17 protein-coding genes are annotated in these 15790 nt (G+C 70.4%); 5 read left to right on the top strand and 12 right to left on the bottom strand.

Annotation, left to right across the window (positions count from 1 at the left end; all coding sequences use genetic code 11):
- Window positions 1-38: 38 nt before the first annotated feature.
- The 3 genes from FCN18_RS03095 to FCN18_RS03085 form a co-directional block, all read right to left on the bottom strand.
- Window positions 39-1136, bottom strand: a complete 1098-nt coding sequence (locus tag FCN18_RS03095) for a ScyD/ScyE family protein (protein WP_228713601.1) — start codon at window positions 1134-1136, stop codon at window positions 39-41.
- Between the two features lie 152 nt (window positions 1137-1288).
- On the bottom strand, window positions 1289-1765 hold the full coding sequence (locus FCN18_RS03090; protein WP_112266301.1) for a nuclear transport factor 2 family protein: 477 nt from the start codon (window positions 1763-1765) through the stop codon (window positions 1289-1291).
- 19 nt (window positions 1766-1784) lie between these two features.
- A complete protein-coding gene (locus FCN18_RS03085; protein ID WP_228713599.1) occupies window positions 1785-3326 on the bottom strand; it encodes an acyl--CoA ligase family protein in 1542 nt (513 codons plus the stop codon).
- Between the two features lie 178 nt (window positions 3327-3504).
- Between FCN18_RS03085 and FCN18_RS03080 the strand changes: the two genes are divergently transcribed.
- Window positions 3505-4398, top strand: coding sequence for a manganese catalase family protein (locus FCN18_RS03080; RefSeq protein ID WP_112266299.1), 894 nt, complete (start codon window positions 3505-3507; stop codon window positions 4396-4398).
- A gap of 12 nt (window positions 4399-4410) precedes the next feature.
- Here the strand turns inward: FCN18_RS03080 and FCN18_RS03075 are convergent, their stop codons facing one another.
- Both FCN18_RS03075 and FCN18_RS03070 read right to left on the bottom strand, forming a co-directional pair.
- The gene (locus tag FCN18_RS03075; protein ID WP_137093132.1) at window positions 4411-5988 is read right to left on the bottom strand and encodes a peptide chain release factor 3; all 1578 of its coding nucleotides are present in this window, start codon (window positions 5986-5988) and stop codon (window positions 4411-4413) included.
- An 18-nt stretch (window positions 5989-6006) separates the two neighbouring features.
- Window positions 6007-6390 carry a MerR family transcriptional regulator gene (locus tag FCN18_RS03070; RefSeq protein WP_137093353.1) on the bottom strand — a complete coding sequence of 128 codons (384 nt, stop codon included), beginning with the start codon at window positions 6388-6390 and terminating at the stop codon, window positions 6007-6009.
- A 173-nt stretch (window positions 6391-6563) separates the two neighbouring features.
- On the opposite strand from FCN18_RS03070, the gene FCN18_RS03065 reads away from it, so the two are divergent.
- Window positions 6564-6953, top strand: coding sequence for a hypothetical protein (locus FCN18_RS03065; protein ID WP_112266295.1), 390 nt, complete (start codon window positions 6564-6566; stop codon window positions 6951-6953).
- 69 nt (window positions 6954-7022) lie between these two features.
- Here FCN18_RS03065 and FCN18_RS03060 read toward each other — a convergent pair whose 3' ends face one another.
- Both FCN18_RS03060 and FCN18_RS03055 read right to left on the bottom strand, forming a co-directional pair.
- Complete coding sequence (locus tag FCN18_RS03060) at window positions 7023-8258, bottom strand: cytochrome P450 (protein ID WP_112266293.1); 1236 nt, start codon at window positions 8256-8258, stop codon at window positions 7023-7025.
- 21 nt (window positions 8259-8279) lie between these two features.
- Window positions 8280-8699, bottom strand: coding sequence for a hypothetical protein (locus tag FCN18_RS03055; protein ID WP_137093130.1), 420 nt, complete (start codon window positions 8697-8699; stop codon window positions 8280-8282).
- Between the two features lie 30 nt (window positions 8700-8729).
- Between FCN18_RS03055 and FCN18_RS03050 the strand changes: the two genes are divergently transcribed.
- Window positions 8730-9332, top strand: coding sequence for a TetR/AcrR family transcriptional regulator (locus FCN18_RS03050; RefSeq protein ID WP_137093128.1), 603 nt, complete (start codon window positions 8730-8732; stop codon window positions 9330-9332).
- On the opposite strand, the gene FCN18_RS03045 is transcribed toward FCN18_RS03050, so the two are convergent.
- Entirely contained in the window at window positions 9313-9936 is a 624-nt protein-coding gene (locus FCN18_RS03045; protein ID WP_113642657.1) for a DedA family protein, read from the bottom strand. The genes FCN18_RS03050 and FCN18_RS03045 overlap by 20 nt on opposite strands.
- A gap of 92 nt (window positions 9937-10028) precedes the next feature.
- Here FCN18_RS03045 and FCN18_RS03040 point away from each other — a divergent pair, with 92 nt between their 5' ends.
- Complete coding sequence (locus tag FCN18_RS03040) at window positions 10029-10841, top strand: TIGR02452 family protein (protein ID WP_199542836.1); 813 nt, start codon at window positions 10029-10031, stop codon at window positions 10839-10841.
- Window positions 10842-10897: 56 nt separating this feature from the next.
- Window positions 10898-11761 (top strand): LLM class F420-dependent oxidoreductase, encoded by an 864-nt coding sequence (locus tag FCN18_RS03035; protein ID WP_113642658.1) that lies wholly within the window; start codon window positions 10898-10900, stop codon window positions 11759-11761.
- On the opposite strand, the gene FCN18_RS03030 is transcribed toward FCN18_RS03035, so the two are convergent.
- From FCN18_RS03030 to FCN18_RS03015, 4 genes are read right to left on the bottom strand one after another with little or no spacing between them, the layout of a single operon-like run.
- On the bottom strand, window positions 11743-12696 hold the full coding sequence (locus FCN18_RS03030; RefSeq protein WP_137093126.1) for a zinc-dependent alcohol dehydrogenase: 954 nt from the start codon (window positions 12694-12696) through the stop codon (window positions 11743-11745). The genes FCN18_RS03035 and FCN18_RS03030 overlap by 19 nt on opposite strands.
- Window positions 12697-12703: 7 nt before the next feature.
- Window positions 12704-13555: a carbohydrate ABC transporter permease gene (locus FCN18_RS03025; RefSeq protein ID WP_137093123.1), complete on the bottom strand. Its 852-nt coding sequence runs from the start codon at window positions 13553-13555 to the stop codon at window positions 12704-12706.
- Entirely contained in the window at window positions 13555-14499 is a 945-nt protein-coding gene (locus tag FCN18_RS03020) for a carbohydrate ABC transporter permease (protein WP_137093121.1), read from the bottom strand. Before FCN18_RS03020 ends, FCN18_RS03025 begins: the two co-directional genes overlap by 1 nt.
- Entirely contained in the window at window positions 14492-15760 is a 1269-nt protein-coding gene (locus tag FCN18_RS03015; protein WP_137093119.1) for an ABC transporter substrate-binding protein, read from the bottom strand. The genes FCN18_RS03020 and FCN18_RS03015 overlap by 8 nt, the downstream gene beginning before the upstream one ends.
- Window positions 15761-15790: the final 30 nt, after the last annotated feature.

Genomic DNA, 15790 nt, shown 5'->3' with positions numbered 1-15790 from the left:
GCCGAGCTCGGGCGGATCGGCGACGGACGGGTGCGGCGCTACCTGTGGTACGGCAGCGAGATCTTCTCGATCGTGCCCGCGCCTGCGCAGACACTGCAGTTGGACACGTACGCCGAGCCGTGCTTGAGCGCGAGGCCGCCCGGCATCGTCAGTCCCTGGCTGTACACGATCTTCGACTTGCCATGGCTCACCCGCAGCAGCGCACCGGTCGGGTCACCGGAGAGCAGGCCGTTGTGGGCGATCTCGAGCACGTACAGCTTGCCGTGGCGGTCGAACCCGATGTCGATGATGTTGGTGAAGCCCGTGGCCACCACCTGCGGCGCCTTGCCCGGCACGATCCGGTGCACCCTGGCGGAGCCCACCTGGAACGGGAATCCGGTCAGCTCACCGACGTACAGCGCGCCGTCGGGACCCTGCACGACCGAGGTCGGCACGGACTGCATCGGGATCTTCGTTCCCGGGGGCAGGCCGAGTTGCGGTGGCGCGGGGACCATCCGGTCGGGGAAGACCGCGACCGTCGACACGTTGCCGTTGGGCGCGACGAACACCAGCGAGTTGCCGCCGGCGTCCACGACGTACTGTCCGCGTTTGGTCGCGAGCACCGAGTTCGGGTTGCTGTCGGGAAGGCCGCCATCGGGGTTGGCCGCCGCCTCGAAGCCCGCGATGTCGGCGATCTGCCGCCACTTGTTCCAGCCCTTGGCGCGCAACAGCCAGCCCATCGCCCGCTGGCCGAGCTCGGGCAGGTCCGCCCGCACGGCGGGGTCGGCGCCTAGGCCGACGGTGAAGTACAGCTGCCCGTGCCTGTTGAACGACACGTCTGAGGGGCCGATCGCGGAACCACCCTCGGGTTCCGCGAGTGAGGGAAGCCCGGAGATGACCGGGTGCTGCTTTCCCTTGTGGATCTTGGTGATCGCACCGCTGGCGCCGAAGCAGACTTCGCCGCCTTCCGGGCCGGTCATGCATGGACCCGCGCCACCACGTCCGGACTCGGCCACGTAGAGGTGGCCGTCGGGTCCGAACGTGAGCCCACGGGGATTGTCGAGGCCACTGGCGATCGTCGTCGCTGTCGCGCCGCCCTGCGAATGGGCCAGCCCGATCCCGGGTACGACGGCGGTCACGGCCAGTGCGGTTCCCATGGCCACACCGGCCATGAGTAATCGGGAACGCCTCACACGCATGTTGTCCCTCCTCCACTCGAGTCCCCTGATGCGGCAGATGCTCCCCCTGCGCGAACCGCAGTTTCAAAGACGGGGAAGGAGGTGGAGTCGTTACAACCGTCCCAAGTGGATCAAGCGGCGCCGGTTCGCCCTGCCAGCCATGGATAACGTGTCGTGTCTTTACCCGCATAGTCGGGATCCAGGTAAATGAACACCCGTTGGATCAACCAGTCCCGGATCTCGAAGACGTCGCACCACCGTCCCGCGCCCCAGTCCGGAACTCCTGCGCGCCAGGGCCCGTCCCGGTGCTCGCCGTAGCTCGTCCCCTCGGCGACGATCGTGTCACCGCCGGAGAAGACCCAGTTGAACGTGGCGTAGTCGTGCCGGATCGACTTGATGGTGCCCCCGACGTCGGTGAACAGCCTGCCGATCTGGTCCCGGCCGGTGGCCAGGCCCCACTTCGGGAAGTAGACCTGCGCGTCCTCGGCGAACAGGTCGAGGATGCTCGCCCCCGTGCTGGTGGTCCCGCCGTTGTCGAACGCCTTGAGGTACTCCAGCGCCACGGACTTGCGCTGCTCGTCGGTCATCACCTGCGTGGTCAGTGCCATGGTCGCTGCTCCTTTGCAGCTACTCCGCACCGCGCGCCTGCTCGCGCAGCACGTACTTCTGGATCTTGCCGGTGGAGGTCTTTGGCAGTTCGGTGAACGTCACCGACTTCGGCGCCTTGAACCGGGCGAGTCGCGCCCGCACGTGTTCGATGATCTCCGCCTCGGTCGCCGAAGCACCGTCGTGCAGGGTCACGTAGGCGGCCGGCACCTCGCCCCAGTGCTCGTCGGGCACCGCGATGACGGCGGCCTCCAGCACGGCGGGATGCTCGGCGATGGCCTGCTCCACCTCCACCGAGGCGATGTTCTCGCCGCCCGAGATGATCACGTCCTTGCTGCGGTCCCGCAGCTCCACGTACCCGTCGGGGTGCAGGACGCCCAGGTCGCCGGTGCGGAACCAGCCGTCGGGGGCCGCGCGCTCGGTCGCCTCGGCGTCCTTGAAATAGCCGAGCATGACGTTGTTGCCGCGCAGCGCGATCTCCCCGACGGACGCGCCGTCGGCGGGCACGTCGGCGCCGTCGGCGTCGACCACCCGCACCCGGCAGGAGATCATGTTGCCGACGCCCTGCCGCGCCTTGAGCCTGGCCTGCTCCTCGACCGCGAGCCCGTTCCACTCCGGCCGCCAGTCGCAGATCATCGCGGGCCCGAACGTCTCGGTGAGCCCGTAGAGGTGGGTGACCTCGAAGGCCAGCTCACCCATGCGCCGCAGGATCGCGGGGGACGGCGGAGCGCCACCCGTCGCCACGTGCACCGTCCGCTCCAGCGGAGCCGCGTCCGCGGCGTACGCCAGCATCGACAGCACGGTCGGCGCGCCGTTGAGGTGTGTCACGCCCTCGTCGCGCAGCAGCCGCCAGACGAGCGCTGGGTCCACCTTCTCCAGGCACACATGCGTGGCCGCGGCGGCCGTCACCGCCCACGGGAAGCACCAGCCGTTGCAGTGGAACATCGGCAGCGTCCACAGATGCACGGCCGACGGCGACAGACCCGTGTGGCCGACCATCGCGAGTGCCTGCAGGTAGGCGCCCCGATGGTGGTACATGACGCCCTTCGGCCTGCCCGTGGTGCCCGACGTGTAGTTGATCGAAAGCAGCGCCCGCTCGTCACCGGGCACCTCCGCACGCGGGGTGGCCGAGGCCAGCAGCCGCTCGTACTGCTCGCCCGCCCTGACCACTGCCGGCGGCGCGGTGAGTCGGCCCAGCGCGTCGGCTACGAGACCGTCGAAAGCGGGATCGTGCACCAGCACCCCGGCCTCGGAGTGCTCCAGTATGTAGGCGACCTCGGCGGGAGCGAGCCGGGTGTTGATCGCGACCAGCGGGGCCCCTGCCCACGGGACACCGAAGTTGGCCTCGAGCAGGACGTGGGTGTTGGGGGCCAGCACAGCGACGGGCCTGCCGTTCGCGAGCCCGGCGAGGGCGCCCGCGAGGCGGCGGCAACGGTCGTGCAGCTCGGCGTAGGTCCAGCGAGAGGCGCCGTCGACCACCGCGACGCGGTCGCCGTGCGCCGAGGCCGCCCGATCGAGAAACGACACCGGTGTCAGCGGCTCGAACGAGAGATCACGCACCATCCTCCGAGCTTCGACCACCGGCCACGCCCTGGTCAACGGCCCTCGCGGAACGCCCCCGAGGACCGCAAGAGGCCGCGAGTGGAAAGTCGCGCCCGAACCAACCGGGTTCAGGCGTTTACCTCGCGCACTCGGGGCAATGCTCGGCGTTCCGAATCTCCCAACCTGTGCAGGAGGGCGAATGTTTCACCACACGAAGAAGCTGCAGTTCGAGGCGAGGCCCGAGCAGCCGGATCCGGTCTACGCCCGCAAACTCCAGGAGCTCGTCGGCGGCGCGTACGGCGAGATGACCGTGACGATGCAGTACCTCTTTCAGGGCTGGAACTGCCGCATGGAGGGGAAGTACAAGGACCTCATCATGGACATCGCGACCGAGGAGATCGGTCACGTCGAGATGATCGCGACCATGGTGGCGAGACTGCTCGAGGGAGCGCCCGCGACCGAGACGGCCCGCGCCGTGCAGGACCCGGTGATGGGCGCGGTGATCGGCGGGATGGATCCGCAGCAGGCGATCATCGCGGGCGGCGGTGCGCTGCCGCACAACAGCCAGGGCGTGCCGTGGAACGGCGGCTACATCGTGGCCAGCGGCAACCTGCTGGCCGACTTCCGCGCGAACGTGGCCGCCGAGGCGCAGGGCAGGCTGCAGACGGCGCGGCTGTACAACATGACCGACGACCCGGGCGTCAAGGAGATGCTGAAGTTCAACCTCGCGCGCGACACCTACCACCAGAACATGTGGCTGGCCGCGATCGAGCAGCTCAAGGAGGACGGGCTCGAAGACACCGTCGCCCCGAGCGCGCTGTTCGACGAGGAGTTCTCCGAGCACGCCACGAGCCTGTGGAACCTGTCGGAGGGCAACGACTCCGCACAGGGAGCGTGGGCGCGGGGCACCGCGCCCGACGGGCGCCACGAGATGGGCATCGTGGAGCAGCCCGAACCGCTCGGCGGGCCCGGCACCACGCCGCCGCCCGACCCCGAGCTGTTCGCCACCTACGACGGCACCGACCGGCCCGCCGACCCCAAGCTGAGCGGCGTCAAGGGCATGGTCGGCAGGCTCAAGGAGAAGGCGACGTAGACCACGTGGGGATCACCCCTCGGCGACGAGGGGCTCCAGCGTCAGCTCCGGGTTCTGCCGCACCAGGATGCGCATCGCGATCTCGTCCTCGAACAGGGCGAGGTCGACGCCGTCGGCGCGGGTGAGCACCTCGCTGCGCCTGCCCGAGTCCACCAGCGCGCGCTGGGCGGGGTCGGGCAGGCGCCGCACCGCGCTGTAGGGCAGCCGGTCGAGCCGCACCGGTGAGGAGAACTCGTGCTCCATGCGGTGTGCGGCCACCTCGAACTGCATGGGACCCACCGCGGCGAACACCGGGGACGCGTCGCCCCGCAGGTCCGATTTGAGCAGCTGCACCACGCCCTCGGCGGCCAGTTGGTCGACACCCCTGCGGAACTGTTTCGCCCGGCTCAGGTCGGCGGGCCGCGCCACGGCGAAGTGCGCGGGCGCGAAGCTGGGCAGCCCGGGGAAGCGCACGGGCGGCTTGCCCGCGAAGAGCGTGTCCCCCACGCGCAGGGCCGACGCGTTGACCAGCCCGATCACGTCACCGGGGTACGCCTTGTCCACAGTGGAACGTTGCTGGCCGAAGACCTGCTGCACGTACTTGGTGGCGAACGGCCGCTTCGTGGTGGCGTTGGTGACCACCATGCCCCGCTCGAACTCGCCCGAGCACACTCGCGCGAACGCCACCTGGTCGCGGTGGGCGGGGTCCATGCCGGTCTGCACCTTGAACACGAACGCGGAGAACTCGGCGTCGAGCGGCCTCGGCTCGCCGTCGGCGTCGATGCGGGGCGCCGGCTTCGGCGCGAGGTCGACCAGCAGGTCGAGCAGGTGCCGGACGCCGAAGTTGAGCACGGCGGCGCCGAAGAGCACCGGTGTCGCGGACGCGTCGAAGAACCGCTCCGGCTCGAATTCGCCGCCCGAGGCGGCGAGCAGCTCCCACTCCTCCGTCGCGCGCACCCAGTCCTCGCCCTGTTCGGCCTCGGCGGTCGCCGGGTCGAGCCGGGTCTCCGGCGCGGCCGTGGCGCCGCCGTCGGTGCGCTGGTAGCGGATGAAGTCGCCTTCGGGGACGTCGAGCACGCCCCGGAAGTGGCCTGCCGCGCCGACCGGCCAGGTGAGCGGCATGGGCTGCAGCCCGATGCGCTCCACCAGCTCGTCGCAGAGCTCCAGCGCCTCACGGCCGGGGCGGTCCCACTTGTTGATGAAGGTGATCACCGGGATGCCGCGGTGGCGGCAGACGTCGAAGAGCTTCAGCGTCTGTGGTTCGAGGCCCTTGGCCGCGTCCAGCAGCATCACCGCGGAGTCGACCGCGGAGAGCACGCGGTAGGTGTCCTCGGAGAAGTCGGCGTGGCCCGGGGTGTCGAGCAGGTTGATCACGCAGTCGCGGTAGGAGAACTGCAGCGCTGCGGAGGTGATCGAGATGCCGCGGGCCTTCTCCATCTCCATCCAGTCCGACACCACGCCCTGGCGCCCGCCCTTGCCGTGGACGGCGCCGGCCTCGTTGATCACCTTGGCGTGCAGGGCCAGCGCTTCGGTGAGGGTGGACTTGCCGGCGTCGGGGTGGCTGATCACGGCGAACGAGCGCCTGCGGTCGGCCTCTGTGAGAATGGACATCGTTTGGCGAGTTTACGCTCACGTCGCGGTAGAGCCCGCTCCGAGTCGTTCCCGCAGGGTCGCGGCCAGCGCCTCCGCCGTCGCGAGGTCGGCCTTGAGCTCCCGGCAGCGCCGCTCGGCCGCCTCGCTGAACGCGACCAGGCGCCCGCGTTGCACCTCGCTCAGGGGCACCGCGCTCTCGGCCTCCGGATGGAGTAGTTCCAGCAGCTCGCGCATCTCCTCGAGTGGGAAGCCGAGCGGTTTCATGCGCTTGATCAGCTCCAGCCGCGCAAGGTCGGCCTCGGTGTAGAGCCGGAAGCCGCCCTGGCTGCGCGCGGTGGGCTTCACCAGACCGACTTCCTCGTAGTAGCGGATCGTGCGCAACGACAGACCCGTGCGGGCGGCAGCCTCGCCGATCTGCATGTGCTCGCCCACGTGACGACCTCACTTCCGCCTGCCACCGATTCCTCAAACGGTACAGGCTCGGGTGCGCAGCGTGCACAGCAAAGTCACCGTCCACAATAGACGCGGTCTCACGTCGCGAGATGCGCCGAGGGTGGCTACCTTTCGTTTACGTTAAGGTAAGATTCCTTCTCGTGACTCCTGAGCGCTTCGCGTCGGTGCAGGCGTACAACGACGCGTACCCCGGCTGCCCGATTCCCACCGAACCAGGCGTGCGGCACAGCCTCCGCGGCTACCACGCCGCGATGCGCGGCGTCGCCGACGATGTGGCGGGCACGGAAACCACGTTGACGATCGACTTTCTGCCCGGTGGCGCGCCGGCGCCCGAGCAGCAGGACCGCATCGGCAACGTGGTCGCGAGCCGCTGGGGCGAGGGTCCGGTGCTGGTCCTCGCCGAGCAGGTGTCGCTCAGAACGGCGTGGAAGGCGATCACGGACCGGTGGCCGACCCGCCTCTCGGACGTCCAGGCCGCCCTCTCCGACACCCCTGCCGACGTTCCCCCAAGGCCACCTTTGTTGCGTTGAATGCGCCCACCCGTCTCCCACCGCCCAGCTGGAGACGCTCCGCGTCGCCTTGGGGGCGGGGAGCAGCTGTCAGGACTCCGTTGACACCGGGAGAACGGCGGGACCGCGGAGGTTGATGCGGCCGTTCCACTCCACGTCGCCGTCGAGGCGCAGGTCCGGGAAACGCGTCACCAGCCGCTCGAAGACGACCTCGCCCTCCAGCCGCGCCAGCGACGCGCCCAGGCAGTGGTGCACACCCGCGCCGAACGACACGTGGTGACGCGCGCCCTCGCGGTCGACCCGCAGCCGGTCCGCGTCCGGACCCCAGTGCCGCTCGTCCCGGTTCGCCGAGGCCAGCACCGCCAGCACGAAGGCGCCCTTGGGAATCTCGACCCCCTCGATCGTCATCGGCTCCAGCGTGATGCGCCTGCTCTCCTGCACCGGACTGTCGTAGCGCAGCAGCTCCTCCACCGCGCCCGGCACCAGCGCCGGGTCCCGCACCAGCGCCGCGTACTGCGACGGCTCGCGCAGCAACGCGAGCGTTCCACCGCCGAGCAGGTTGACGGTCGTTTCGTGGCCCGCGATGTAGAGCAGCAGCACCTGCGCGATCAGCTCGTCGTCGTCGAGGACGTCACCGTCCTCCTCGGCGTTGATCAGCGCCGTGAGCAGGTCGTCGGCGGGGTTGCGCCGCTTCCACGCGATCATGTCCGCCGCGATCTCGCCGAGCTCGGTGTTGGCGTTCTCGATCGCGCGCAGCATCTCCGGGTCCACGACCGGTTCGAGCGAGCGGACGAGCAGCCCGCTCAGCTCCCGCACCCGCAGGTGGTCGGTGGGCGGCGTGCCGAGCATCTCCGCGATCACCGCGAACGGCAGCGGGAAGGCCAGCGCGGGCACGAGATCGACCCGCCCCCGCTCGGCGATGTCGTCGAGCATCCCGTCGACGAGCTCGGCGATCCTCGGCCGCAGCGCCCGCACCGCGCGCGGGGTGAACGCCTTCGAGACGAGCTTGCGCAGCCGGGTGTGGTCCGGCGGGTCACGGTCCAACATGGACAGTCCACCGACGCGCGGTGAGCGGTCGCCGTAGACCTCCTCGCGCAGGTGGCTGAGCGGGCCCGGCGCGACGTTGCGCTCCTCGACCGACGCGCCGGAGCGCAGCAGCGCCGAGACGTCGGCGTAGCGCGTGACGGTCCAGAAGCCGAGCGGGTGCTCGTACACCGGCGCCTCGTCGCGCAGCAGCGCGTACTGCGGGTACGGGTTCTCGGCGAAGCCTTCGGCGAACGGGTTGAACAGCGGAACGTCCTGGCCGGGCAGCGTGCTCTCTGACATGCGGACTCCTTTTCGGACACCTCACACGGGCTGGGCTCGGCGAGGCGGAGCCGGATCGACCCCGGTCGCCGCGAACACGGATCGGCGGAGCCGGGCCTCGCCCGCCGCGAGGGCCGGATGACCGGCACACGCGCGCAGCACACCCCAGAGCGCCCGGTGGGCGCGGCCTGCCTCGGCGAGTGCGCGCCGGACGTCCCGCTCCGGGTTCGCCGAAGGGTCCTCCAGCACGAGGTCGAGCCGGGCGTAGACGGCCTCGTGGCAGCGGCGCTGTACGTCGAGCAGGAACGCCGCGAGCTCGCCGTACTCGGCGACGATCTCGCTCTCCCAGCCGGTCAGCGCCTCGTTTCCCAGCCGTTCCACGTCAGCGGCGACGGCGTGGACGAGGCGGTGTCTCCGGTGGACCTGCTCCCATCCGCCCATGACCTTCTCCCTGTCGGTCACATACACCGTGTATGTCGATAGACTCAGCGTATGCCCCCTGTCAAGAGTCGCCGGGAGATGTACTCGGACGCCACGCGCGCCGCGCTGCTGGAGCAGGCGACCGCGTTGTTCGCCGAGCGCGGTTTCGCCGCGACCTCCCTGGAGGACGTCGCCGCCGCCACGCAGGTCACCCGCGGAGCCGTCTACCACCACTTCGCGAACAAAATGGCTCTCTTCGAGGCGGTGCTCGACGAGCAGGAGACGCGCGCGATGGGCGAGATCGCCTCGGCCGCCGCGGGAATCAGCGACCCACTGGAGGCCGCGACGAAGGCGCTCGGCGTGTTCCTCGACCAGTGCTGCGAGCCCGTCTACGGCAGGCTGTGCTGGCAGGAGGCGCCGACCGCGCTCGGCTTCGCACGCTGGCACGAGTACGAGCAGAAGTACGCGTTCGGCCTGGTCGAGGGCTTCATAGAGGCCCTGATGTCGGCGGGCTACCTACCGCGCCAGGCCCAGGAGACCACCACGCAGTTCTTCTTCTGGATGCTCGGTGGCGCGGGGATGGCGCTCTCCCGCACCGAGCCGGAGGACAGGCGAAGGGTGCGCGACGAGTGGTACGAACTCATGATCCGCTCGCTCAGCGGGCTGCGGCCCTGACGCGCCTGCGCTTCACGACGAGCACCGCCACGGCGGTCACCACGATCAGGCCGAGCAGCACCCAGCTGCCCGCGCCGACGAGGCTCTCGAGCCGCCTGGCCGCCTCGCCCGCCGCGGTGCCGATTCCGATGTGGAGCGCACACCACGCGGCGGCCCCCACGGCGACCGCGGGCAGGAAGCGGCGCAGCGGCAGCCCGGACGCACCGGCCGCGGCGGGCAGGAGGGTGCGCAGCACCGGCAGGAAGATCGCCACGAGCACGGCGGCCGAACCCCGTCGACGCAGCAGGTCCGTCGCCCGGTCCCAGGCCTCGGCGCCGTGCTTCTCCACCACCTTCGTCTGCCGCAGCCGCGGGCCGAACCGCCTGCCCAGCAGATAACCCACGGTGTCGCCCGCGATCGCGCAGACCGTGGTGACCAGCCACATGATCAGGAACTTGCCCGTGCTGTTGGCCGTGGTGCCGAGGATCAACAACCCCGTCTCGCCGGGAGTGATGAACCCGAGACCGAGGGTGGTCTCCCCGAAGACGAGCAGGCCCGCACCCGCCGTCACGCCTGCCGGAGGCAGGCTCTGCAGCCAGTCGAGGAGATCCGTCACCAGTGCCATGTCCGCCAGCGTGCCGTCACGCGCCGATCTCGACAGTTGCTGATCGGCAACAAACGACCATGCCGAAAGTCAAAGTTGGCTAGGGTCGCCCGGTGGACCGGAGTGAGCTCGCGGCGATCGCCGAGCAGACCGACCGGATCGTGGCCTCGGGCCGCTACACCAGTGCCTCGGGCTCGACCGTGGACATCGCACCCGCCGTGTTCGAATCCGTGCGGGGCACCCGCCTCTACCTGCCGGAACAGACCACCTCGCCGCCTGATCCGCAACCGGGTGCCACAACGCGGATCGAGGTCGCCGGGTGTTCCACGCTCGCGGCCGCGCGGCGGCTCACGCACGAGGGCCCCGACGAGCCCGCGTGCCTGAACTTCGCCTCGGCCCGCAAGCCGGGCGGTGGCTACCGCACGGGCGCGCGGGCGCAGGAGGAGAGCCTGGCCAGGGCCTCCGGCCTCGTGCGGTGCCTCGAGTCGGCGCCCGCCTACTACGAGCACCACCGCGAGCATCGCGACCCGCTCTACACCGACCGGATCGTCTACTCGCCCGGCGTTCCGGTGTTCCGCGACGACGAGCACGCCCTGCTCGACGAGCCGTACCAGGTGGCGTTCCTCACCGCGGCGGCGCCGAACGCCACGGCGGCCAGCGACGAGCAGCGCGCCCGGATCCCGCCCGTCCTGCGCGAGCGCGCGGCGAAGGTGCTCACGGTCGCCCATCACAACGGCCACTCCCGCCTGGTGCTGGGCGCGTGGGGCTGCGGCGTCTTCGGCAACGATCCGCGTCTCGTGGCCGGGACGTTCGCCGACCTGCTGGCCAAGCCGTTCGCGGGCTGCTTCACACACGTGGTGTTCGCGGTGCTCGACCGGCCGCCGCACGAGACGCTGAGCGCGTTCCGGGAGGCGTTCCAAGGCTGATCACTCGCGCCGACATACTAGAACGTGTTCTAATGCGCTTGGCGAGAGGAGTCAGCGTGCGATACGGCGTCGTGTTGTTCACCAGCGATCGCGGCATCACCCCGGCCGCCGCGGCGCAGGCGGCTGAGGCCGCCGGGTTCGACTCGTTCTACGTGCCCGAGCACACGCACATCCCGGTGAAACGGGAGGCAGCGCACCCCGGCACCGGTGAAGCGAGCCTGCCCGACGACCGGTACCTGCGCACGCTCGACCCGTGGATCGCGCTGGCGACGGCGGCGTCGGTGACCACCCGCATCACGCTCGCGACCGCCGTCGCGCTGCCGGTGGAACACGATCCCATCACGCTCGCCAAGACCATCGCCTCGCTCGACCACCTCTCCGGCGGCCGCGTGGTGCTCGGCGCCGGGTTCGGGTGGAACGTCGACGAGCTGACCGATCACGGCGTGCCGCGAGGAAAACGGCGCATGATGCTGCGCGAGTACGTCGAGGCGATGCGCTCGCTGTGGGAGCACGACGAGGCGAGCTACTCCGGCGAGTTCGTGACGTTCGGGCCGAGCTGGGCGTGGCCGAAACCCGTGCGGGGTCCCAACGTTCCACTGCTGATCGGGGCTGGCGGCACCGAACGCACGTTCCGCTGGATCGCCCGCACCGCCGACGGCTGGATCACCACGCCGCTGGAGCACGACCTCGCGGACAAGGTCGCCCTGCTGCGCCACGAGTGGCAGGAGGCGGACCGGCCCGGCGCCCCGGAGGTGGTGGCGCTGGCGGGCAAACCCGATGCCGCGCGGCTCGACACTTGGCGTGCCCTCGGGGTCACGGAGGTCGTGTTCGGGCTGCCGGACCGGTCCGAGCCCGAGGTCGCCGGCTACATCGCCAAGCTCGGCGGCAAGCTGGGTCTCGGTCAGCCCCAGCCCGCGTAGTCGAGCGCCACCTTCAGCCTGCCCGGCGCGGGCCTGCCCGCGAGCGTGAACGCCTTCACCACGTCGGCGACGTCGAGAACGTGGGTCACCAGGCGTTCGGCGAGCGACGGCTCGCGGGCGAGGTCCGCCAGCGCGTGCGCGAGCATCCGCCGCCGGTCCAGCGTCAGCCCGCCGATCAGCCGCAGATTGCGTCGCACCACGGCGGTCAGGTCCACCGGATACGTTCCCGCGCACGGAATCCCGAAGCAGTACACCGTGCCCTCGTCGGCGACGGCGGTGATCGCGTCGGCGAGCGTCGCCGTCTGGTGCCCGACCGCCTCGATCACCACGTCGGGCCGCGGCGTGACCATGGCCGCCCAGTTGGTGCTGTCGGCGACCACCACTTCGTCGAGTCCGTAGGCGCCGGCCAGCGGGGTGCGGTCGACGGGGTCGACGCCGGTGACGTGCGCGGCGCCGCGCTGCCGCAGCAGCCACGTGAACAGCAGGCCGATGGGGCCGAGACCGAGCACGGCGACCCGCTTGCCGCGAACGTCGCCGAGCTGGCCGACGGCGTAGTGCGCGCACGCGAGCGGTTGCGCGACCACCGTGGCCGCCGTGAACGGTAGTTCGGGCGGGAGCACGCAGAGCCCCGCACCGTCGCTGACCACCAGCTCGGCCAGCCCGGTGGACGCCGAGGCCCAGCCCACCACGCGGTCGCCTTCGGCGAGGCCGGGATCACGCGACGCCCTGACCTCGCCGGTGATCTCGTGCAGCGGGAACCCCGTCGGCGGCACGCCCGCCCCCGGCCTGCCGCCCGCGCGGAAGTGCGGCAGGTCGCTGCCGCAGACGCCGCCGTGGCGCACGGCCACGAGCACCTCGCCCTCGCGCAGGTCCCGCGGCGCCGCGACCTCCACGTGCTCCAGCGTCGAGGGACCCGTCAGCCGCACCGCCCGCATGCCGGCGTCAGCCCTTGACCGAGCCCGAGGCCATTCCCTTGACGAGGAAGGGCTCCAGGAACACGAACAGGATCAGCATCGGCACCATCGACATGATCCCGGCCGCCATGAGCCCGCTCCAGTCCACGCTGAACTCGCCGATGAACGAGGCGATGCCGACGGTGATCGTCCAGTCGCTGGGGTTGGGCATCAGCGTGCGCGCGAAGAGGAAGTCGCCCCACGCGAGGATGCAGGCGTAGGTGAACGTGGTCGCCAGCCCGGGCCGCAGCAGCGGCACGATCACCTGCCACAGCGTGCGGAGCCTGGCGCAGCCGTCGATCATCGCCGCCTCCTCGATCTCGGCGGGGATCGCGTCGACGAAGCCCTTCATCAGCCACGTCGTGAACGGCACGGTCGCGGCGACGTTCACGAGGATCACCGCCCACAGGTTGTTGATCATCCCCGCGGAGGCGAAGATGACGAACACCGGGATGATCAGCAGCGTCCCCGGCAGCATCCGGCTGAACAGCAACGTGAAGCCCATCGCCTGCTGTGCCTTCGTGCGGAACCGCGAGAGGCTGTAACCGCCGAGCGTGCTGATCACGATCGAGATCAGCGCGGTGCCGAACGTGACCAGCGTCGAGTTCCACAGCCACAGCCCGATCGGCCTGCTCTCCAGCACCTCGCCGTAGGCGTCGAGGCTCGCCGAGTCGGCGGGCGGCACGAGCGGCGGCGAGGACGTCAGCAGCTCCTTTGACGGCACCACCGACGTCATGATCATCCAGTAGACCGGGAAGAGCAGCACCACCAGCACGGCGAGGCTGATCGCCAGCAGACCCCACTGCTGGGGCGTGCGCCTGCGCGAGAGCACCTTGCTCATCAGTTCATCCCCTCTCGCACCGAGCGGCCCGCCATGAGCAGCAGCGCACCGGCGATGACCATCGTGACGACGCCGATCGCGGCCGAGGCGCCGAACGTGAAGTACTCGAACGCCTCGTTGTAGATCCGCACAGCCAGCGTCGTGGTCGCGTCGTCCGGACCACCGCCCGTGAGCGGGAAGATGAAGTCGAACTCACGGAACACGCCGACACCGGTGATCACGATCGCGAGCGCGGCCGGCGCCCGCAGCGCGGGCCACGTGACGTAGCGGAACTGCTGCCATGCGCTCGCCCCGTCGAGCCGTGCGGCCTCGTAGAGGTCACCCGGGATCGCCTGCAGGGCCGCGACCAGCACGAGCGTGAAGAACGGGTAGAACTTCCACACGGTCGGGATGATCACCGCGGTCATCGCCGTGTCGGAGCTGGCGAGCCATGCGACGTTCTGCTCGATGAGGCCGACCGAGCGCAGCAGGTAGTTGATCACACCGAACGAGCCGTCGAGCATCCAGCTGAACGCCGCGCTCACCGCGACACCCGGCACCGCCCACGGCAGCAACGCCAGCGGGCGGACGATCCGCTTGCCGGGGAACGTCTTGTTCAGCAGCAGCGCGAGCCCGAGCCCGATCGCGAACGCCGGAACCACGACGCCGACGGTGTAGACGATCGAGCGCCAGATGTCGCCGAGCAGCTGCGGGTCGGTGATCACGTCGGCGTAGTTGCCGAGCGTCAGCGGGTACTGGCCGAGGTTCTGCAGGTCGGCGATCTCGCCGCCGCGGAAGCTCAGGTTGATCGCGATGTAGATCGGGTAGGCCATGAGCAGCCCGACCGCCGCGATCGTGGGCGTGAGCATGCTCCACGCGAAGATCCGGTCGCGCTGTGCGCGCGAGCGCCGCCGCTTCGGCGGGCTCGGCCGGGTCGTCCGCGCGGGGGCCAGCACGTCAGTCATCACCGACTCCTTCGAGGTCACGCTGCAGCGACTGCGCCACCTGGGCGACCGGGAGGTCCGTGGCGATGAGGCGGATGGCCGCCGCGGCGACGGCGTCGCCGACCCGGCCGTAGTTGCGCCGCAGCTGCGGCGACTCGGGGAAGATGTCCACCGCCTCGTCGGCGAGCCGGGCGAACAGCTCCAGCTCGGGCGTCTCGGCCAGCGCCTGCTCGGTGACCGAGCCCTCCCTCGGCGCCGGCACACCGGTGAGCTGCGTGTACCGCTCCTGCCAGCGCGGTTGCGAGGCCAGCTCGACGAAGTCCCACACCGCGTCGGCCACCTCGGGCTCGGCACCGGCGGGGATGTGCAGGCTGTTACTGACCCCGCCGGGCACGACGTCGAACGGCGGCGCGGTGACCTTCAGGTGCTCGCGCACCTCGGCCGAGGCACCCTCCACTTCGGACAGCAGGAACGGGCCGTCGACGAGCATCGCGATCTGTCCGTTGAGGAACAGCTCGTTGCGCTGCTGCGACTGGATGCCGGGTGGCGCGGTGGCGAGCACCTCGCGGTACTGCTCCAGCGCCGTGCGCGCCCGTTCGGTGTCGGCGGTGATCTTGCCGTCCGGCTCCGACCACGACGCGTGGTTGCCGACGAGGAACGACGTCAACTCGGTGTAGTTGTCCGGGTTCTGCACCGTGGTGGCGCCGAAGCCGAACGAGTCGCCCTGCTTCGCCGACACCGCACGCGCGGCCGTGAGCAGCTGTTCCGGCGTCTTCGGTACCTGAACTCCGGCCTGCTGTAGCAGCTGCTCGTTGTAGAACAGCGCGTAGCCGTAGCCCAGCAGGAGCAGGCCGTAGTAGTGGCCGTCCCACTTCATCTGCTCCTGCAACGGCGTCCACGTGCGCAGCACGTCGGTGCCCGCGAGCCGCTCGTCCAGGGGCGCGAGCCAGCCGCGCGCGGCGAACTCGACCGCGTTGCTGGAGGGCAGGTGCACGATGTCCGGCGGGTCGCCCGCCGCGAACCGGGTGGTCTGCTGTGCGACGAAACTGTCGAAGGGCACCTGGTAGAAGTCGATGTCGACGTCCGGATGCGCGTTCTCGTAGGCGGCGATCAGCTCGTGCCAGAACGGTGAGAAGGACTCGTCGTCTGCCTGCCAGGACGGGAACTCCAGTACGAGCTTGCCGTCCTCCGTGGACGGTCCACACCCGCCTGCGGCGGCGAGCAGCACGGCGGCGGCCGCCACTGCCAGCCCGCGCCTGAGCTTGCGGTGCAACGCGATCATGTTCACTCCGTTGTGGACTGTGCTGGGCCG

It is taken from the genome of Prauserella endophytica (genome assembly GCF_005146945.1).
In the GTDB taxonomy this organism is placed as follows: Bacteria; Actinomycetota; Actinomycetes; order Mycobacteriales; family Pseudonocardiaceae; genus Prauserella_A; species Prauserella_A endophytica.
The sequence above is the reverse complement of the archived record's forward strand: the minus strand, read 5'-3'. Positions and strand labels throughout refer to the sequence as shown.